This window comes from Aliiglaciecola sp. 2_MG-2023, from assembly GCF_030548145.1.
Lineage (GTDB): Bacteria > Pseudomonadota > Gammaproteobacteria > Enterobacterales > Alteromonadaceae > Aliiglaciecola > Aliiglaciecola lipolytica_A.
Genome location: NZ_JAUORY010000017.1, coordinates 56,614 through 77,867 on the forward strand (window position 1 = coordinate 56,614; position 21,254 = coordinate 77,867).

Here is a 21,254-nt window from a genome sequence, read left to right on the forward strand (position 1 = left end):
CTCCTTAGACTAAGTTCTTAAACTGTTATAAATATTTTAAATAATAACAGCCATGAAAAAAAGTGTGCTATTTGTACTTAGAAAGTTGCTGCAAGTCAATTTTAATACATGAATGTTTAATATTTATTCTCATAATGTATTCAGAATACCTATTAATATCGAAAACTTTGAATAAACAGTTTTTTTATCTAGAACAAAAATTGTAATTAAGCTCAACGCTGGATATACTTTGTGCCACTAAATGAAAAAAAACGCTTAGTTGTTAAAGGTTTAATAGTTAATTAACAAAGTGTTAACAGTTGAACTTGTTCAACTCAGTTTTCGTTTATGCACTATACAATAAAATAACTTTAATTAAATGCGTCAAACCTCAACAATGATTACAGGCACATAAAGTGAAAAAACAAAGACCAGTCAATCTGCAACTCAATACGATAAGTTTTCCCCCTTCAGCTATAGTTTCTATTTTACATCGGGCAACCGGTGTCGCAATGTTCTTCGCTCTGATTTTCGTAATCTGGGCTTGGGCTGTATCTGTATCTTCCCTTGATGGGTTTAATACAGTGCAAGAAGTTATGGCAGGGCCCCTTGGTAAATTCGTGGCTATCGGTACTTTATCCGCATTGACCTATCATATCCTTGGCGGTATCCGTCACGTGATTATGGACATGGGTCATTGGGAAGAAATTCAGTCAGGTAATTTAAGCGCACAAGCCACTATTGGTTTGTGGGTGTTAGTGACTATCGTTATAGGAGTGATATTGTGGTAACGGAACAAGCGAGTTTGAAACGTAATGGAGTGCAAGATTTTGTTACTCTGCGTGCTACGGCACTTATCATTACCTTATTTTCTTTTTACATGACATATTTCTTTATCGCCACTCCTGTGGTGACTTTTGAAGTATGGAGAGATTTGTTCTCTAGCATATTTATGAAAGTTTTCACTTTCATTACGCTAGTCGCAATTATGTACCATGTAAGAATTGGTCTATGGCAAGTTTTAACCGATTATGTCAAGGCTCCAGGTTTAAGAGCAACGTTACAATATGTACTTAACATTATTGCTTTTGTTTATGTTGCAGTTGGTTTATTTGTTTTGTGGGGTGTGAAGTGAGTATTCCGGTTCATGAGTTCGATGCAGTAGTAGTAGGAGCTGGCGGCGCTGGAATGCGAGCAGCTTTACAAATTTCTCAATCAGGCAAGTCCTGTGCGTTACTTTCAAAAGTGTTTCCAACACGTTCACATACAGTGTCTGCCCAAGGCGGAATCACTGTAGCCTTAGGAAACGCCCATGAAGATAACTGGGAATGGCACATGTACGATACGGTTAAAGGTTCTGATTATATCGGTGACCAAGACGCTATCGAATATATGTGTAAGACTGGTCCTGAAGCGATCATTGAAATGGAAAATATGGGTTTGCCATTTTCTCGTTTTGAAGACGGTCGCATTTATCAACGTCCTTTCGGTGGTCAATCTCAAAACTTCGGCGGTGAGCAAGGCGCTCGTACAGCTGCAGCGGCTGACCGTACAGGCCACGCATTATTGCATTTGCTTTATCAGCAAAATGTTAAAAATAAAACAAAAGTATTCAGTGAATGGTATGCCCTTGATCTCGTCAAAAACCAAAATGGTGATGTAGTCGGTTGTACTGCTATTGACATTGAAAGTGGTGAAGTCGTTTACTTTAAATCTAAAGCGGTAGTATTGGCTACCGGTGGTGCAGGGCGTATATACGCTTCAACCACTAATGCACACATTAATACTGGCGACGGTGTTGGTATGGCATTAAGAGCTGGTGTTCCAGTTCAAGATATGGAAATGTGGCAGTTCCACCCAACAGGTATAGCCGGTGCTGGTACGCTAGTAACCGAAGGTTGCCGTGGTGAAGGTGGATACCTTCTTAATAAAGACGGTGAGCGTTTCATGGAACGTTATGCACCAAATGCTAAAGATTTGGCTGGTCGTGACGTTGTTGCCCGTTCAATGATGACTGAGATTCGTGAAGGTCGCGGATGTGAAGGTCCTTGGGGTACGCATATTAAACTTAAACTAGATCACCTAGGTAAAGACGTTCTAGAATCTAGATTACCGGGTATCCTTGAGTTGTCTCGTACGTTTGCACACGTGGATCCAGTTAAAGAGCCAATTCCAGTTATTCCAACTTGTCATTATATGATGGGTGGTATTCCAACTAATGTTGATGGCCAAGCTATCAGCATCGATAAAGATGGCAACGAAAAACCAATTGGTGGGTTGTTTGCCTGTGGTGAGATTGCATGTGTATCTGTGCACGGTGCAAACCGTCTTGGTGGAAACTCGCTATTAGACTTGGTTGTATTCGGTCGTGCCACTGGTCTTCACCTTGGTGAAGCTATCGATAAGATTGATTTTGCTGAAGCATCGCAAACTGATGTTGAAGAAGCGCTGGTTCGTTTCAATCGCTGGGAAAGCTCAGAAGTTGGTAAAGGCGAAGATCCAGTACAAATTAAGAAAGACTTACAGCAATGTATGCAGCTTAATTTCTCTGTATTCCGTGAAGGTGATGCGATGGCCGAAGGTCTTGCTGAATTGAAAGAAATTAGAGAAAGATTGAAATTCGCTCGTTTAGATGACAAGAGTAGCGATTTCAACACTCAACGTATTGAGTGTCTTGAACTAGATAACTTAATGGAAACTGCATTTAGTACTGCAGTTGCAGCGAACTTTAGAACGGAAAGTCGTGGTGCTCATAGCCGATTCGATTATCCTGACCGTGATGATTCACAGTGGTTATGTCACTCTGTTTATTTACCAGAGTCAGAATCAATGCTTAAACGTGATGTGAACATGACACCTAAATTACGTGAAGCATTTCCACCTAAAGCTAGAACTTATTAATTGGAGTAACGAAGATGAATCTTTCTTTCTCAATATATCGTTACAACCCGGATGTTGATAACGCACCACGCATGCAAGAATACTCGCTTGAAGTGGAAGAAGGGCAAGATATGATGGTGCTTGATGCGCTTATCGCCCTTAAAGAACAAGATCCTACGTTGTCATTCCGTCGCTCATGCCGTGAAGGTGTTTGTGGTTCTGATGGCGTAAATATGAATGGTAAAAATGGTTTGGCATGTATCACGCCGCTTTCCGCTTTAGGAAAAGGTAAAATTGTGGTTCGTCCATTACCTGGTTTACCAGTCGTACGTGATCTGGTCGTTGACATGAGTCAGTTCTATACGCAATATGAAAAAATTAAACCATTTTTGATCAATGACGACAATCATCCGCCAGCCCGTGAACATCTTCAACTTCCTGAAGAGCGTGCTAAGCTGGATGGCTTATATGAATGTATTCTATGTGCATGTTGTTCTACATCATGTCCGTCATTTTGGTGGAACCCTGACAAGTTCATTGGACCTGCTGGATTACTGCATGCTTATCGATTCCTAATTGATAGTCGTGACACAGCAACTGATGCTAGACTAAGTGATTTGGACGACGCTTTTAGCGTGTTCCGTTGTCACGGTATAATGAACTGCGTTAGTGTTTGTCCCAAAGGACTAAACCCGACGAAAGCCATCGGCCATATCAAGTCGATGCTACTACAACGGGCTGTTTAGTTTAGTCATTTAACACCAGTGGTGTTATTCGTGACAGCAAGTCTAAATAGCCATCCTTTGCAGGATGGCTTTTTTACTTAAAAAATCAAACCTTTTAGGTTTATTTACTTTTATTTTTTGGATATTTACGCATACTAGATATCCGGTTGTTAGCCTTACTTTTTAAAGGGACAATAATGCAACAAAGCGTGATGAAAGCATGGTGGGATTCTTCACACATGGCTGGCGGCAACGCTGCTTATATAGAAGAACTCTACGAAACATTTTTGGAAGACCCCAACAGTGTTTCAGAGCAGTGGCGAAGTATTTTCGAAAGCCTGCCTAAAGTAGAAGGCGTTGAATTAGATACCAACCATTCTTTAATTAGAGAACAATTTAAAGCGTTGGCAGCACTAGGCCCAGCGGCTAGAGCAACTAGCAGTGCACCTTCAAAAACTTCAACAAGTGATGATAAGCAAGTCAAAGTACTCCAGCTTATTAATGCCTATCGATTTAGAGGGCATCAACATGCCAATTTAGATCCATTGGATTTATGGAAGCAGCCTAGAGTTCGCGACTTAGAATTATCTCATCATAATTTGACCGAAAAAGATTTCGACACACATTTTAATGTGGGGTCTTATGCAATTGGTCAAGAAACGATGACATTGAAGGATTTATTCACTTCTTTAAATAGAACCTATTGTGGTTCTATTGGTTCTGAATATATGCACATAACGGATACCGAACAAAAACGTTGGTTACAACAACGTATCGAATCGGTACAGGCAAAACCTGAAATTAGTCGTGATGAAAAAATCAATATTCTTAAAGGCTTAGTTGCTGCAGATGGTATGGAAAAATACTTAGGTGCTAAGTTCCCTGGAGCTAAACGCTTTTCGTTAGAAGGCGGCGATGCTTTAGTACCTATGCTCAAAGGGTTAATCAACCACGCGGGTGAAAGTGGCGCTAAAGAAGTTGTTATTGGTATGGCTCACCGTGGACGATTAAACGTACTTGTGAACGTTTTAGGAAAAAATCCATCAGTTTTATTTGATGAGTTTTCCGGTAAACACGATGAATCGCTTGGCGCTGGTGATGTTAAATATCACGCTGGTTTTTCGTCTGATTTCGCTACCGGCGGTGGCAACGTTCATTTAGCGTTGGCATTTAACCCTTCACATTTGGAAATCGTAAACCCAGTTGTTATCGGTTCAGTAAGAGCACGACTTGATCGCCGCAACTGCGCTGATGGTTCTACCGTACTACCAATTACTATTCATGGTGACTCTGCCATTGCTGGACAAGGCGTTGTGCAGGAGACATTTAATATGTCTCAGACACGGGGATTCAAAGTAGGTGGTACAGTAAGAATAGTCATAAATAACCAAGTTGGTTTTACCACTTCTAAAACTGAAGATACTCGTTCCACTCAATATTGTACTGATATTGCGAAGATGGTTCAGGCGCCTATTTTTCACGTTAACTCTGATGATCCTGAAGCGGTTTTATTCGTGACAAAATTAGCTTTAGATTATCGCAACACATTTAAACGTGATGTGATGATTGACTTGGTATGTTATCGACGTCATGGCCACAACGAAGCCGATGAGCCGAATGCAACTCAGCCGTTGATGTACCAAAAAATTAAAAAACATCCTGTGCCACGCGCATTGTACGCTGATCAATTAACGACTGAGGGCAGCATTGAAGCGCACGAAGTGGAAAAATTGGTCAGTGAATACAGAGCAGCGTTAGATCACGGTGCATGTGTTGTGCCTGAATGGCGTCCAATGACCGAGCACTCTGTTGATTGGACTCCTTACTTAGGACACGATTGGACTGCTGAATATGACGCATCAATTGAGAAAGAAAGGTTACTTGAGCTAGGTCGCTCAATAGTTAAATATCCTGAAGAGTTCAAATTACAATCTCGGGTTAAGAAACTATATGGCGATCGTGAAGCCATGTTAAAAGAAGAAAAACTGATAGATTGGGGTATGGCAGAAAATCTGGCCTACGCTGATATAGTATCTAAAGGTACGAATATTCGTTTAACAGGGCAAGATTCAGGTCGCGGCACATTCTTCCATCGTCATGCTGTGTTGCATAATCAAGTTGATGGGGCTGAGTTTATGCCTCTACAAAACATTGATGAATCTCAAGGTAAAATGGAAATCTACGACTCGGTTTTATCTGAAGCCGCAGTTGTCGCATTTGAGTTTGGTTATGCAACCGCTGAACCTGGCACATTAACCATTTGGGAAGCACAATTTGGTGATTTTGCCAACGGTGCGCAAGTGGTTATTGATCAGTTTTTAAGTTCTGGCGAAGCTAAGTGGGGACGTTTATGTGGTCTAACATTATTGTTGCCACATGGTTATGAAGGACAAGGTCCGGAACATAGCTCAGCTAGATTAGAACGTTTTCTACAATTATGTGCAGATCACAATTGGCAAGTTTGTGTGCCTTCTACACCTGCACAGGTTTACAATATGATCAGACGTCAAGCTATTCGTCCGATGCGTAGACCTCTAATCGTGATGTCACCAAAATCACTTTTACGTCATCCTTTGGCTGTTTCTAGTTTTGATGAATTGACCGATGGTATCTTCCATAATGTCATTGACGAAATTGATGAAATTAAGCCAGCTGACGTTAAGCGTGTTGTGATGTGTTCAGGTAAAGTATATTACGATTTGTTAGAACAACGTCGTAAAAATGAACAACACGATGTGGCTATAGTCAGAATTGAGCAACTTTACCCTTTCCCAAGTGAGGAAATGGTGGCAAACATAACCAAGAAATACGCACATGTAAAAGATTGGGTATGGTGTCAAGAAGAACCACAAAATCAGGGAGCTTGGTATTGTAGCCAGCATCATTTCTGGGCATCTATCCCAGAAGGCGCAAAATTGACCTATGCGGGTAGAACTGCATCTGCTTCTCCTGCAGTTGGCTATAACGCGGTTCACAATCAACAGCAAAAAGCGTTGGTTGATGATGCACTTACTTTATAATTAGGAACCAGTATGACAATAGAAATTAAAGTACCGGTGCTACCAGAATCAGTAGCAGATGCTTCGATTGCCACATGGCATGTCAAAGTTGGTGACAAAGTCAGTCGTGATCAAAATCTTGTTGATATTGAAACCGACAAGGTAGTGCTAGAAGTTGTATCCCCAGAAGAGGGTATAATCACAGAAATTATGGATGCTGAGGGTGATACAGTCCTTGGTGAACAAATAATTGCAAAACTAGAAGAAGGCGATGGCGCTAGCAGTACTAAAGCATCTGCAGCTCCAGCCGCTAGTCAACCATCTACATCAAGTACAAAGGGTAAATCAGTGGAAATTAAAGTTCCTGTGCTGCCAGAATCGGTAGCTGACGCAACAATAGCAACATGGCATGTACAACCTGGGGAAGCTGTTTCTCGGGATCAGAATCTAGTGGATATCGAAACTGACAAAGTAGTGTTAGAAGTCGTTGCTCCAGCAGACGGTTCTTTGAGTGACATATTGGCACCTGAAGGCGAGACAGTTACTGGTGAACAAGTCATCGCTAATTTCATCGAAGGTGCGGGTGCTGCAGCCCCAACTGCTGCAGAGTCTGCAGAAGCCGAATCAGCAGAAGAAAATGATGCACTTAGTCCTTCGGTTAGACGTTTATTAGCTGAAAAAGGCGTAGACGCGGCTAACATCAAAGGTACTGGTAAAGGCGGACGTATCACTAAAGAAGATGTAGAAAAACATCTTAAAGGTGCTTCTAAACCTGCAGCCAAAGATGCACCAGCCGCGCCTGCTGCTTTAGTCGGTGAGCGCACTGAAAAACGTGTTCCAATGACACGTTTGCGTAAAACCATTGCAACTCGTTTGTTAGAAGCGAAAAACTCTACTGCAATGTTGACAACATTTAATGAAATCAACATGAAGCCAATTATGGATTTGCGTAAGCAATACCAAGAAAGCTTCGAAAAGCGTCATGGTATTCGTTTAGGTTTCATGTCGTTTTATGTAAAAGCAGTAACTGAAGCGTTAAAACGTTTCCCTGAAGTAAATGCATCAATCGATGGTGATGATATTGTTTATCATAACTATTTTGATATCTCTATTGCGGTTTCTACTCCTCGCGGTTTGGTAACGCCAGTATTAAGAGATTGTGACGCATTGGGAATGGCAGGGATTGAAAGCGGTATTAAATCTCTTGCGCTTAAAGGTCGTGATGGCAAACTTGCTATGGATGATCTACAAGGTGGTAACTTTACTATCACTAACGGTGGTGTTTTTGGGTCATTGTTATCAACTCCAATTATTAATCCTCCACAAAGTGCGATTCTTGGTATGCATAAAATCCAAGATCGTCCAATGGCGGTAAATGGAAAAGTTGAAATTTTACCTATGATGTATTTGGCGTTATCTTATGACCACCGCATCGTTGATGGTAAAGAATCCGTAGGCTTTTTGGTTACGGTAAAAGAAATGCTAGAAGACCCAACTCGTCTATTATTGGACGTTTAAAACCTTGGTCTAAATCGAATTGATAGATGATAACGGAAGTTATCATCTATCCGAATGTCGGTATATTATCGACACCTTTAATCAAGTCGCTGATGTGCGGCTTTTATATTAAATTAAACGGATAGAAACACCATGAATTTGCATGAATATCAAGGTAAGCAATTATTCAAAGAATATGGCTTGCCAGTATCTGAAGGGTTTGCAACAGATTCTCCAGAAGAAGCTGCAGCGGCGGCTGATAAAATTGGCGGAAGCGAATGGGTAGTTAAGTGCCAAGTACACGCGGGTGGCCGAGGTAAGGCTGGCGGTGTTAAATTAGTTAAATCTAAAGACGAAATAAAAGCTTTTGCTGAAAAATGGTTAGGTAAGAACCTAGTTACATTTCAAACAGACGAAAACGGCCAACCAGTTAGCAAGATCTTAGTTGAATCTTGTACTGATATCGCCGATGAACTTTATTTAGGTGCGGTTGTAGACCGTACTTCTCGTCGTATCGTTTTCATGGCGTCTACTGAAGGCGGCGTTGAAATTGAAACTGTTGCTGAAGAAACACCTGAAAAGATTTTAAAAGCTGAAATTGACCCAATCGTTGGTGCTCAACCATACCAAGCTCGTGATATGGCATTTCAGTTGGGCCTTAAAGGCGTACAAATTAAACAGTTCACGCAAATATTCTTAGGCTTAGCAAAAATGTTTGTTGACCTTGATATTGCCCTGATCGAAATCAACCCTCTAGTAATCAAAGCTGACGGCGACATTCATTGTCTAGATGCTAAAGTTGCTATCGATGGTAACGCAGCATATCGTCAGCCTAAAGTTAAAGCTATGCACGATCCATCACAAGATGACGCTCGTGAAGCTGAAGCGGCTAAATGGGAACTTAACTATGTAGCACTAGACGGAAACGTTGGTTGTATGGTTAACGGTGCCGGTCTTGCAATGGGAACTATGGATATTGTTAACCTTCACGGTGGCAAACCAGCTAACTTCCTTGATGTTGGTGGCGGTGCAACTAAAGAACGTGTAGCAGAAGCATTTAAAATTATTCTTTCTGACAGCAACGTTAGTGCAGTATTAGTTAATATTTTTGGTGGAATTGTACGTTGTGACATGATCGCTGAAGGTATTATTGGTGCAGTTAAAGAAGTAGGTGTAAACGTACCTGTAGTTGTACGTCTTGAAGGTACTAACGCTGAACTAGGACGTGAAGTATTAGCTGCTTCTGGCCTAGATATCATAGCTGCAAGCAGTCTAACTGACGCAGCTCAGCAAGTTGTTAAAGCTGCGGAGGGCAAATAATGTCTGTATTAATTAATAAGCATACTAAAGTTATCTGCCAAGGTTTTACTGGTGGTCAAGGTACTTTCCACTCAGAGCAAGCGATTGCTTACGGTACTCAAATGGTTGGTGGTGTAACTCCTGGTAAAGGTGGTACAACTCACTTAGATTTGCCTGTATTTAACACAGTACGTGAAGCTGTTGAAGCAACTGGCGCAACTGCTTCTGTTATTTATGTACCTGCTGCATTCTGTAAAGATTCAATTGTCGAAGCTGCTGATGCGGGCATCGAATTGATTATTTGTATCACTGAAGGTATTCCAACAATCGACATGTTGTTCGTAAAAGAATACTTGACCGTGAAGGGCGTTCGTATGATCGGTCCTAACTGTCCAGGTGTGATCACTCCTGGAGAATGTAAAATCGGTATCATGCCTGGCCATATCCATAAGCCTGGTAAAGTAGGTATTGTTTCTCGTTCTGGTACATTGACTTATGAAGCCGTTAAACAAACTACGGATGAAGGTTTTGGTCAATCTACTTGTGTAGGTATTGGTGGTGACCCTATCCCAGGTTCAAACTTCATCGACATCCTGAAATTGTTCCAAGAAGATCCAGAAACAGAAGCTATTGTTATGATTGGTGAAATTGGTGGTTCTGCAGAAGAAGAAGCTGCTGAATTTATCAAAGCTAACGTTACTAAGCCTGTTGTATCTTACATTGCTGGTGTTACTGCACCTGCTGGTAAGCGTATGGGTCACGCTGGCGCAATTATCGCCGGTGGTAAAGGTACAGCTGATGAGAAGTTCAAAGCACTTGAAGATGCTGGTGTTAAAACGGTTCGTTCACTTGCTGATATTGGTAAAGGGCTACGCGAAATTACTGGTTGGTAATCTGCGTTTAATTTGCTAGATAAAACCCGTCATTTGGCGGGTTTTTTTTATTTATTTTAGTCTAAAAAACGACCTTTATATGGCTATTTAAAGTCGTCTAAAAAACACAAATATTTAACAATAATCTCGTTATTAAATAATATCCTGTTGTCTCAATGTTAATCATGATCTTGACTTTCCCTTTGCTATTATTGTGCCTAAATATGAGAGTAAATCTGTTTTAGTTACCTAGTAATCCATCTTCTCGTTCAAATATTATAAATAAATACAGAAGCTTAAGATCATTTCATTCGTTCCAACTTTCCTGATTAGATCTTCATTTTTAGCCAAAATCTATGCATCACTGCATTGAATACGTATGCACAGCATTGAGTGTTCTGTTAACACAGATGTAACATTGTATGATCGTAAATTTTGGTGTTATTGGCCAATCGTATTTAGATTGTCGATAAAATTTTCAAATAGAAACCACAAACGGGAACGGGAAACACACATGAAAAAATTCAGACCCAGTTTGATTACAACAGCTTTGCTTGCAAGCGGTATGACACTCACAAGTATAAGTGCCCTTGCTCAGGAAACAGAGTTGCAACAGCCTGATGCAAAGGTGGATCAAATCGAAAAAATAGAGGTTAAAGGATTCAGAACAAGTCTAATAAAGTCCCTTAACCAAAAGCGTTTCAGTGACACTGTTTCAGAGCAATTATCAGCTGATGATTTAGGTGGTTTACCAGATGTATCTATGGCAGATGCATTGACGCGTTTACCCGGTATTTCAGCGGTGAGAACGGGAGGGCAAGCTGCTGAAATAAATATCCGAGGATTATCTGGTGATTTTGTTTTTTCAACTTTAAATGGTCGAGAACAAGTATCCACTAGCGGATCTCGCTCAATCGAATTTGATCAATACCCGTCTGAATTAATTTCCTCTGCAGCGGTATACAAATCTCCCAAAGCATCCTTAATTGAAGGTGGAGTAGCAGGCACAGTTGAGTTGCAAACAGCTAGTCCATTGTCTATTTCAGAAGATTACAAGTTCAATATGAATGTGCGAGGCATGTATAACGATCGGGCAGGTGAAGTGTCCGATGCAGAAGAATTTGGTCACCGCATTAGTTTTTCTTTCCAAACTAAAATGCTAGATGACACTTTAGGGCTGGCGCTAGGTTACGCAAGGTTATTTCAGCCTAGTGTATCTACTCAGTTTATAGGTTTGGCCTACAATACTGAGCGTGATGTAGATTTCCTCGAAGGTGATGAGGAAAATTATGACCCTACCTCTGATGTGCCTAAAGATCAGCAATGTATCGAATGTGAATTCGTCAGCGAAGGATTCGAGATGCAGCACAAAGGTGGCGAAGAAACCCGTGATGGCTATATGGCCGCTATCGAATGGGCACCCACTGATAATTTTGTATTAAAAACCGATGCATTTTATTCCCGTTTCGATTCTGAGGAATTTGCCCGTGGTTTTCGAGTTAAGCTAGAACCAGGTACCGCAGTCATTACTAACCCTGTTGTGGATAATAATACGGTTATCGGCGGCACATTTAGTCGCGGTACAGATTCATTTACTCGTGTTGAGTTGGTAAATGATGACAATCAGGATTTTGATGAAATTCAGAATTTCGGATTAAATGCAGATTGGCAGGCTACGGATAATTTGAATATCAAAGTCGATTTTTCATATTCAAAGGCCAAAAGTGAATTTAGAAACGGTCTATTGTGGTCATTAGTAGGGGCCGAAGATGAAAGTGGAACGCCTCGATTTGATACCGATATTTCAATTTCATATTTGCTCAATGGATTGGATTTGCCGGATATCGGCTTTAGTCAATTTGATGATTTTTCAGATGTAAATAATGTCTATGTGACCAAATATGGTATCTATCCTTATGAAAATGAAGATGAATTATTTGCATATCGTTTAGATCTTACATATGAAGTTGATAATCCATTTATTTCTTCATTTGAGGTTGGGGTTCGTTATTCAGACCGCGAGTACTCTAATGATCGCTCAGTATATGAATATGGCAGCGACTCTTCATTTTCCGCCAGTCAACCGCCTTTGGCGTTGAATGATCAGTTGGCTTCTGTGGTCAATTGGGAAGGGGATTTTGGTTATTTCCCAAGTTACCTCTCTGTGGATCTTGATAGCGCATTGTCAGCTTGGTTCCCCGAAGGAACACCACAGCCAGTTCAAACCTGGGGAGCAGGTCATCCTGGTGTGATCAACAGTCCAGGCGGCACCACTAATACGGCATGGTCGGTGTTAGAAAGTGGCGAAGTCTATGAAAAAGTGTTGTCTGCCTACATCATGGCAAATATTGACACTGAAATCGGTGATTTACCCATTACAGGAAACATTGGTATTCGTCGTGTTGAAACAGAACAATCATCTACGTTTTTACAAGATGTAAGTCGCAGTATTCAAGTGGAAGGGACTGATCCTGATACCGGAGAGACTATCCTAGTTGATGTAGTTATGGGAGATCCTGAGTTAGGAGCGCAGTTAATCACCGATGAAGTTGGCTTGATCAATAATTTTTACCGTCCAGAGTTATTAGTTGATAAATACACAGACTATTTACCTTCGTTCAACTTGAATTTTAAATTGACCGAGCAAGACCAACTTAGATTTGCAGCGGCAAAAGTGATGGGTAGACCTCCGATTAATCGCTTATTCGCCAATTCAAATGTTCGTGTAGCTGATGTCAACGCGACTATGAATCCAGATTCTGGGGAAATTTCCGTTGATCGTGATGCTGAGCTATCCGGTAGTTCAACCAACAGCCCTTATTTACGTCCATTTTATGCTAATCAATATGATATCTCTTATGAGCATTATTTTGATGAAACCGACGGAGCAATTGTTGTCGCGTTATTTTACAAAGATATTAAGTCATTTATTAATGACTTTACCATCGACCCCTTCGATTTCGCTGGCAATGGCTTCCAAACCCCTTCTTCTATTGAAGTACCTGTGTTCTTAGATTCTGATGATCCAAGCGCCGAAGCAACGCAAGCCACAGATGCCAATGGTGAGCCATTGTTCATTACGGTTCCAACCACGAATGGACCCTACACAACGGCCGTTAACAATAGAGAAGGCGGTTATATTCGTGGTATCGAATTGGCTTACACCCAAGTTTATAGCTATTTACCTGCACCTTGGGACGGCTTAGGGGTGAGTGCGAGTTACTCCTACACTGAAAGTGAAATTCAATTTCAAACAAATTTAGGTGGGACAAGTGTTCCGCAACAATTACCCGGATTATCTGAAACGGTAGTAAATGGCACACTTTTCTGGGAATACGAAGACTTCGAAACTCGCGTGAATGTGCGCTGGCGTGATGCGTTTGTCTCAAAACAAGTTGCTGTAAATGAGCAAATTGTTAACTTCGATGACGAACTCATTATTGACTATCAAGCATCATACGACATCAATGACAATCTAGGTGTGTTGTTTCAAATTAATAATCTAACGGATGCACCCACCAAAAGTTATTTCGGTCGAGAATCTCAAACCGGCACTATTCAATACTTTGGAACCCAATACTTCCTTGGGGTGACGTACTCGCTATGAAACTAACCAAACTTTTTAAATCGAATCGTCGCTGTCAAAAGAAAATAACATTGGAGTATAGACCTATGTTTACTAATTTAAGCGCATTAATAAAGATGATGCTGCTATCAACCGCACTGATTTTAACTGGCTGTGGTGGAGCTGATGTTAAATCGGGAAGCAATAACTTGCTGACCTGTAGTGTCCCTAATGTACCTAATTCAACGGGCACTGCATGCGTGGCACCACCGCCGATTCAGTGTGATGCGCCCACTGTACCTAATGAGACCAATGATGCCTGTGTGGTGGGAGCTGACCCAACTGCTCCTGAACCTATGGTGACCCCGGAAGCGGATCAGGCGATTTTGTATTATAACCGAGCAGCGGTAGGAGCGGATAATTCCTCTACTGATCCCTCCTATGAAGGCTATCGTTTACACACGTGGAATAATGATACTTGTAGTGCATATGCTGACTCTGATACCGATTGGGCTAATGGTCGCGTGCATGACGGAGTGGATCCTAATTATGGTGCATATTGGGTTATCGATCTTGTTGAAAACTACGCGGGTAGCGCAGGAGCGTGTGGAAACTTCATTATCCATATTGGGACTGATGACGCAGGTAAAGAAATGGGCGGCTCAGATAAAAGAATGCCGCTGTCTCAAGATGATCCCAAATTCGCACGCATGAATTTTACGTTCTCTGGTGAAGAGGCCGTATTCGAGTATCCGATCGTTTCGCTCGGTCCTCAACCAGTTAAAATTGAAGGCCAACAAGCTCACTGGCTAGACGTTAATACCTTACTTTGGGATACCAGTGACGCGGTTGCTGTGGTGAAGTTACATTATTCGGCTGATGCTGATTTGGTCGCTTCTTTAGAGACTGGGTTAAATGGTACTGCTATCGAATTGACGGCAACTGACTTAACCGATGAACAGCAAGCCATTGCCCCTCATTTAGCGAATTTAGGCGCGTTTTATGGTGATTGGTCTGTAGAGGATGCTAAATCTGTATTTAAAACCCAAGCCGTTTTGGCCGGTTATAACGCTGAGGGACTGATAGTTGCTGCAACGGGTATTCAAATGGCCAATGCAATTGATCAGGTGTATACGTCAGGGGATATGGATGCGGATGAAGCAACGCTAGGTCCAATCTATGATGGCGATAAAATCACTGCTTCAGTATGGGCGCCAACTGCGCAAAATGTACAATTAAAACTGTATAACCAGGACAAAACACTGGCGTCAACCATACCTATGTCAGTAGATGATGATACTGGTGTTTGGTCGTATACCGGCGGTGCCGAATTAGATAGACAATTATACCGATATGAAGTGACTGTTTATCATCCAAAGGCAAGCGGCATACAGGTATTAAATGTCACTGACCCTTATTCGGTAAGTCTTTCCACAAATAGTCGCTTTTCTCAATTTGTGAATTTGCAGGATGATGATCTTAAACCGGATGGGTGGGATTCACATGTGATTCCTACTATTGAAAATTTTGAAGATGCGGTCATCTATGAAGGGCATATTCGCGACTTTAGTGTGCGCGACCAAAGTACTTCGGCAGCTAATCGTGGCAAGTACTTAGCCTTTACTGAAGACGGCAGTTTGCCAGTAGAGCATTTACGCAAGTTAGCTGAAGCGGGTGTCACTCATTTCCATTTATTACCCGCTAACGATATTGCATCAATCGAGGAAGACACAACTAAAGTCGTGGATTTAAACAGTACTTTTGGTCAACTTTGTCGTTTAAATACCAGTGCCGATATTTGTAAAGATGGCTCAATTAGTGAAGATATGACCTTAGCTGAGCTATTTGAAAGTTTTGGTGTTGGGGAAGGGCAAAAAGCCCAAGAGTTAACTCAAGCTATGCGTAATCACGACCAGTTTAACTGGGGGTACGATCCGTTTCACTTTAATGCGCCAGAAGGTAGCTATTCCTCTGACCCTGAAGGGGTTGCTCGGATTAAGGAAATGCGCGCAATGAATATGGCATTGCATGGGCTAGGATTACGTGTGGCACTGGATGTTGTATACAACCATACCAATGCGTCAGAACTCAGCACAAAATCTGTCTTAGATAAAGTTGTTCCTGGGTATTACCACAGGTATGCAGTAGATACTGGCGCGATTATTCGTGAAACCTGTTGCGATGATACAGAACCCCGCAATGTGATGATGGAAAAATTAATGCAAGACTCACTTACGTTGTGGGCGTCTGAATATAAGTTTGATTCTTTCCGTTTCGACATTATGAGTCAAGCCAGCAAAGATACGATGGTACGGTTGTTTGAAGCGGTTAAAAGTGTGGATGAAGATACTTATTTCTATGGTGAAGGCTGGACTCGTGAAGACCGTGGTTACGAACAAGCGAATCAAGGGAATATGGCTGGTACAGAAATAGGTACATACAATGACCGAATACGTGAAGCGGTTCGACAAGGTCACATCTTCAAGCGCGAAGCTGATAATGCCGCGATGCTCGACCAGGATAGAATTAAAATGTCATTGGCAGGCACCCTAACTGATTACGTCCTGGAAGATTTTAATGGTGTTGCTTCTACCACTAGCAGCATTGGTGGCTACGCGACAGATCCTGCTGATATTATCAATTATGTATCTAAGCATGATAATGAAACCTTATGGGATAATTTCCAATATACCTTGCCTGATGACTTAACATTGGCAGAGCGTGTGCGTGCTCAAAATGTAGGTGCTACTTTACCACTCATGTCTCAGGGTATCCCGTTCTTACAAATGGGCGGTGATTTCCTACGCTCTAAATCAATGGACCGCAATACCTATGATGCTGGAGATTGGTTTAACTACGTAGATTTCAGCATGCAATCGAATAACTGGAATGTTGGTCTACCATTAGCCGAGGACAATCAAGATAAATGGCAGCAAATGCAAATTTTCTTTGCTGCACCTGAACGTGCTGCAAGCATGACTGAAATTGAATTTGCTTCTGCAATATTTGATGAGATGTTAATGATACGCTCGGGCAGTCCTTTGTTTAGATTAACCTCTGGCGATCAGATAATAGACCGTCTTGGGTTTCACAATATTGGTCGCCGTCAAACTAACGGTTTGATTGTGATGAGTATTGATGATGGAGTATCTGCCGATCCTGATATGCCCAGAGCTGATCTTGATCCAATGGTCGATGCTTTAGTGGTGGTGGTTAACACCAGCTACGAAGAGCAAAGCCACACTGTCCCAACTGCTACTGATTTTGAATTGCACAATGTACAAATGACTTCTACAGATCCTGTGGTTCGCGGCGCTTATTTTACTGCAGGTGAGGGAGAGGGGACCTTTACGGTGCCAGCCTTAACCACTGCTGTGTTTGTTAAACCACAAATGGGCGCTCAAGGCACAGGCTTATCTGCTTACGCCACATCAGGTGCTCCTGATGTTGTACCCTACGGCAGTACTTCCGTGTTTGTCCGCGGTGGATTCAACGGTTGGGGGGAAAGTAATAGCATGAACTATGTCGGTGACGGTATTTATGAAGCTGTTATCGCTGTTGCTGCCGGAACTTATGAATTCAAAGTGGCGTCTGCCGATTGGTCTACAGTTGATTTTGGTTCTTCCGATCAAGTTGTGTTGTTAGGAGATGAAAAAACCTTATCAAGAGGCGGTTCGAATCTACAATTGACACTAACCCAAGACGCTACCTTGAAATTTGTTATTGATGCAAGTGACTCAGAAGCTCCTGTATTTAGTGTTGATCACGAAGAACCTTTCTTCGGAACAACGGTATTTGTTCGTGGTGCTATGAATGGTTGGAGTGAAGATAACCCAATGTCTTATGATGTTGGCGGTATCTACACTACTACAATGAATATTGCCGCCGGAGATTACGAGTTTAAAGTGGCATCAGCTGATTGGTCGACTGTTGATTACGGTAGTGCCGAGGCAAATACTTCTATCGTAATTGGCCAACAAAAGTTTTTAGCTAAAAGTGGTAGTAATCTAGCGCTAACGATTGAGCAGGAAGGTGAATATAGCTTTGTTTTTGATGTAAGCAATATTGAGGAACCCACTGTTTCTGTGTTTTCTACGGAGTTTTTTGCAGATACGTCTGTTTATATTCGAGGTAGTATGAATGGTTGGGGCGAAGTAGATGTATTAAGCTACGACGGTGCTGGAGAATACTCCGTGCAAATTAACCTTGAAGCTGGAAGCTATGAATTTAAAGTGGCTTCTGCTGATTGGTCTACTGTTAATTTAGGTGCTGCAGAAGAAAGTACTTCAATCGATTTAGGGACACCCTTAGGCCTGCTTTATAATGCGAGCAATTTAATGCTAGAAATTGAGAGTGCAGGTTTGTATCAATTTAAGGTGTCAGGACCTGACCCTGAAGCGGCTGTGGTAACAGTGACCGCGGTGGAATAACACTATATAAATTTATGAGCAGCTAGCCGCGCTATCTATCGTCTTATTACTATAATATGAGACTTTATTTAGCGCGTTTTTTTACTTTCTGCAACAAGTTAAAGCCGTTATATCTACTTCTTACATCCACATGATTCACGCTGAATCACTTCTACTTGCATGGATTGTGTCTTAGGTTCTTCGCCGTTTATAAGCGACAATAGACTGGCGACTAATAATTCACCTGCACGAATCGTGTTTTGCGAAACGGTAGTTAATGCAGGGTGAGTGAATCGTGATACCGGAATATTATCATAGCCTACGACTGCAATATCATTGGGGATGTGTCTACCTAAATCTTTACAGGCTTGCATTACGCCAATCGCAATTAAATCACTGGCACAACAGATTGCATCTATTTCTGGACTAGCGGTCAAAAGTTGTTTGGCGGCATCATACCCAGAGTTTTCAGTAGAAAATGCTTCAACTTGGTAGTTTTTATCTACTTTTAGCTGGGCATCTTTTAACGCTTGGCAATGACCTAAGTAACGGGCCTGAAATTCAGGGGCATGGTTATCTGCGCCACCAACAAAACCAAAGGTTTTACGTCCAGACTTAATCAAGTGTTGTGTCACATCAAATCCGCCTTGGTAGTTGTCACAGCCAATGGAAAGTCCAGGGTGAGCTTTATCTTCGGCTCCCCATCTGACGAAATGGGTTTGTTGTTCTTCCAGCTGAGTTAACTTATCTCGATAATCAACAAAATCGCCGTACCCCAGTAAAATGATACCATCGGCTTTATTCGTGTCTTCGAATTCGGCGTGCCAGTCATCACTCATATTCTGAAAAGATATGAGCAGATCATAACCTGCATTTGAACTTGCTTTGGTAATACTGCCTATCATCGATAAAAAGAACGGATTAATTAAAGAGTCATCGGTGGTCAGATCTTCAAACAATAATAAGGCTAGGGTTCTACTTTGTTGTTGGCGTAAATTACTCGCATTTTTATCCACCTTGTAATTTAGCTCAGTGGCTATCGCTTTGATTTTATCTCGAGTTTGTTGGTTAACCAGAGGGCTATCCCGAAGGGCTCTGGAAACAGTAGATTGTGACACGCCGGCGAGGTGGGCAATATCAAAAGAGGTCGCTTTTACTTTCATAGTGGTAACTTTTTATTATTCTTTAGCGATGCTGGTAAATGGAAAACCTTATATTCGTTACTTTTATACACCAGCTTTCAGGTGAATGCTTTATAAATTATTTGATTAAAAAGATTTTGCCTTTGTATCAAAGTGCTATAATGCCTTCTTTTTTCGTGTCTAATACATGTGTTACAGGGGAACTATTAATGGCCGAGACAGACATTCGTCCGACCAACTTTATACGTCAAATTATTGATAAAGATTTGCAAGCAGGGTTGCACCAACAAATACATACTCGTTTTCCGCCTGAGCCTAATGGTTATCTGCATATAGGCCACGCGAAATCGATATGTCTGAATTTTGGCATTGCACAAGATTATCAAGGCACCTGTAACCTCAGGTTTGATGATACCAATCCAGATAAAGAAGATATCGACTATGTCAATTCAATCAAGAACGATGTTCAATGGTTGGGGTTTCATTGGGAAGGCGATGCCCGTTATTCTTCAAACTATTTTGATCAGTTGCATGCTTATGCCACGCAATTAATAGAAAAAGGCTTGGCATATGTAGACTTTTCTAGTCAAGAAGCGATGCGAGAAATGCGTGGTACGCTAACTCAGCCTGGACAAAATAGTCCTTATCGTGACACTACAATTGAGCAAAACTTAGCTGAGTTTGGCAAAATGACAGCCGGAGAATATGCTGAAGGCCATTGTGTTTTGCGGGCTAAAATTGATATGACTTCCGCATTCATGTGTATGCGTGATCCGGTTATTTATCGCGTTAAATTTGCCCATCATCATCAAACGGGTGATAAGTGGTGTGTTTATCCAATGTACGATTTTACCCATTGTATATCTGATGCCATTGAAGGGATTACCCATTCACTATGTACGCTAGAGTTTCAAGATAATCGTCGTTTGTATGATTGGGTTATTGACAATATCGATATTCAATCACAACCACGTCAATACGAATTTTCACGCTTAAACCTAGAATATACGGTTTTAAGTAAGCGTAAACTGATTCAATTAGTTGAAGAAGATTTTGTTAACGGTTGGGATGACCCGCGGATGCCTACTATCGCTGGATTACGTCGAAGAGGGTTTACACCTGCTTCAGTGCGTGAATTCTGTAAGCGTATTGGCGTGACCAAAATGGATAATATGGTCGAAATGGGAATGCTTGAAGCCTGTATACGTGAAGATCTTAATGAAAATGCCAATCGCGCTATGGCAGTATTAGCTCCCGTTAAGATCGTGATTGAAAATTATCCTTCTGATCAGGTTGAAGAACTTACCGCAGCTAATCATCCTAATGATGAAAGTAAAGGAACTCGCACTATTCCGTTTACTCGAGAAGTGCTAATCGAAGCCGATGACTTCCGTGAAGAAGCGAATAAGAAATTTAAACGCTTAGTATTGGGTAAAGAAGTGCGCTTGCGCAATGCCTATGTGATTAAAGCTGAGCGAGTTGAAAAGAATGACGCAGGGGAGGTCACAACGATTTATTGTAGTTATGATCCCGATACCTTAGGTAAAGACCCTGCTGATGGACGCAAAGTAAAAGGAGTAATTCATTGGGTAAGTGCGAGTAAAGCCTTACCGGCTGAAATACGACTTTATGATCGTTTGTTCACGGTGCCTAATCCTGCAGCTGAAGAAAACTTTGTTGATTGTATCAACCCTGATTCTTTAATTGTGAAAAATGGATGGGTAGAGCCAAGCTTATTAGATGCTGAAATAAATCAAACCGTACAATTTGAACGTACGGGGTATTTCTGCAAAGACAAGGACAGCAATGAATCTAATCTAGTATTTAACCGTACAGTGGGTTTACGTGATACTTGGGCTAAAATCGGCGATTGATTTTGTTTCAACG

12 protein-coding genes are annotated in these 21,254 nt (G+C 41.5%); 11 read left to right on the forward strand and 1 reads right to left on the reverse strand.

Going from position 1 to position 21,254, the window contains the following annotated elements; all coding sequences use genetic code 11:
* Positions 1 to 395 precede the first annotated feature (395 nt).
* The 10 genes from sdhC (at position 396) to Q4567_RS15960 (ending at position 18,246) form a co-directional block, all read left to right on the forward strand.
* Positions 396 to 770: a succinate dehydrogenase, cytochrome b556 subunit gene (gene sdhC / locus Q4567_RS15915; RefSeq protein ID WP_216046427.1), complete on the forward strand. Its 375-nt coding sequence runs from the start codon at positions 396 to 398 to the stop codon at positions 768 to 770.
* A complete protein-coding gene (gene sdhD, locus Q4567_RS15920; protein WP_216046428.1) occupies positions 764 to 1,114 on the forward strand; it encodes a succinate dehydrogenase, hydrophobic membrane anchor protein in 351 nt (116 codons plus the stop codon). Before sdhC ends, sdhD begins: the two co-directional genes overlap by 7 nt.
* Positions 1,111 to 2,880: a succinate dehydrogenase flavoprotein subunit gene (gene sdhA / locus Q4567_RS15925; RefSeq protein ID WP_216046429.1), complete on the forward strand. Its 1,770-nt coding sequence runs from the start codon at positions 1,111 to 1,113 to the stop codon at positions 2,878 to 2,880. The genes sdhD and sdhA overlap by 4 nt, the downstream gene beginning before the upstream one ends.
* Positions 2,881 to 2,894: 14 nt before the next feature.
* Positions 2,895 to 3,605 (forward strand): succinate dehydrogenase iron-sulfur subunit, encoded by a 711-nt coding sequence (locus tag Q4567_RS15930; RefSeq protein ID WP_216046430.1) that lies wholly within the window; start codon positions 2,895 to 2,897, stop codon positions 3,603 to 3,605.
* 176 nt (positions 3,606 to 3,781) lie between these two features.
* On the forward strand, positions 3,782 to 6,604 hold the full coding sequence (gene sucA, locus Q4567_RS15935) for a 2-oxoglutarate dehydrogenase E1 component (protein ID WP_216046431.1): 2,823 nt from the start codon (positions 3,782 to 3,784) through the stop codon (positions 6,602 to 6,604).
* Positions 6,605 to 6,616: 12 nt separating this feature from the next.
* Positions 6,617 to 8,101 carry a 2-oxoglutarate dehydrogenase complex dihydrolipoyllysine-residue succinyltransferase gene (gene odhB / locus Q4567_RS15940; protein ID WP_303501040.1) on the forward strand — a complete coding sequence of 495 codons (1,485 nt, stop codon included), beginning with the start codon at positions 6,617 to 6,619 and terminating at the stop codon, positions 8,099 to 8,101.
* 132 nt (positions 8,102 to 8,233) lie between these two features.
* Entirely contained in the window at positions 8,234 to 9,400 is a 1,167-nt protein-coding gene (gene sucC / locus Q4567_RS15945) for an ADP-forming succinate--CoA ligase subunit beta (RefSeq protein WP_216046433.1), read from the forward strand.
* The gene (gene sucD / locus Q4567_RS15950; RefSeq protein ID WP_216046434.1) at positions 9,400 to 10,272 is read left to right on the forward strand and encodes a succinate--CoA ligase subunit alpha; all 873 of its coding nucleotides are present in this window, start codon (positions 9,400 to 9,402) and stop codon (positions 10,270 to 10,272) included. The genes sucC and sucD overlap by 1 nt, the downstream gene beginning before the upstream one ends.
* 493 nt (positions 10,273 to 10,765) lie before the next feature.
* Positions 10,766 to 13,858, forward strand: a complete 3,093-nt coding sequence (locus Q4567_RS15955; RefSeq protein ID WP_303501042.1) for a TonB-dependent receptor — start codon at positions 10,766 to 10,768, stop codon at positions 13,856 to 13,858.
* A 65-nt stretch (positions 13,859 to 13,923) separates the two neighbouring features.
* Positions 13,924 to 18,246, forward strand: a complete 4,323-nt coding sequence (locus tag Q4567_RS15960) for an alpha-1,6-glucosidase domain-containing protein (RefSeq protein ID WP_303501044.1) — start codon at positions 13,924 to 13,926, stop codon at positions 18,244 to 18,246.
* Between the two features lie 113 nt (positions 18,247 to 18,359).
* Here Q4567_RS15960 and Q4567_RS15965 read toward each other — a convergent pair whose 3' ends face one another.
* Positions 18,360 to 19,388 (reverse strand): LacI family DNA-binding transcriptional regulator, encoded by a 1,029-nt coding sequence (locus tag Q4567_RS15965; protein ID WP_216046437.1) that lies wholly within the window; start codon positions 19,386 to 19,388, stop codon positions 18,360 to 18,362.
* A 188-nt stretch (positions 19,389 to 19,576) separates the two neighbouring features.
* On the opposite strand from Q4567_RS15965, the gene glnS reads away from it, so the two are divergent.
* A complete protein-coding gene (gene glnS / locus Q4567_RS15970) occupies positions 19,577 to 21,241 on the forward strand; it encodes a glutamine--tRNA ligase (RefSeq protein ID WP_216046438.1) in 1,665 nt (554 codons plus the stop codon).
* Positions 21,242 to 21,254 lie beyond the last annotated feature (13 nt).

What these genes read in the sequence shown, in the direction of transcription:
- Q4567_RS15930 (WP_216046430.1), top strand. Translation starts at nt 2,895, where the DNA reads ATGAATCTTTCTTTCTCAATATATCGTTACAACCCGGATGTTGATAAC.
- sucA (WP_216046431.1), top strand. Translation starts at nt 3,782, where the DNA reads ATGCAACAAAGCGTGATGAAAGCATGGTGGGATTCTTCACACATGGCT.
- odhB (WP_303501040.1), top strand. Translation starts at nt 6,617, where the DNA reads ATGACAATAGAAATTAAAGTACCGGTGCTACCAGAATCAGTAGCAGAT.
- sucC (WP_216046433.1), top strand. Translation starts at nt 8,234, where the DNA reads ATGAATTTGCATGAATATCAAGGTAAGCAATTATTCAAAGAATATGGC.
- sucD (WP_216046434.1), top strand. Translation starts at nt 9,400, where the DNA reads ATGTCTGTATTAATTAATAAGCATACTAAAGTTATCTGCCAAGGTTTT.
- Q4567_RS15955 (WP_303501042.1), top strand. Translation starts at nt 10,766, where the DNA reads ATGAAAAAATTCAGACCCAGTTTGATTACAACAGCTTTGCTTGCAAGC.
- Q4567_RS15960 (WP_303501044.1), top strand. Translation starts at nt 13,924, where the DNA reads ATGTTTACTAATTTAAGCGCATTAATAAAGATGATGCTGCTATCAACC.
- Q4567_RS15965 (WP_216046437.1), bottom strand. Translation starts at nt 19,388, where the DNA reads ATGAAAGTAAAAGCGACCTCTTTTGATATTGCCCACCTCGCCGGCGTG.
- glnS (WP_216046438.1), top strand. Translation starts at nt 19,577, where the DNA reads ATGGCCGAGACAGACATTCGTCCGACCAACTTTATACGTCAAATTATT.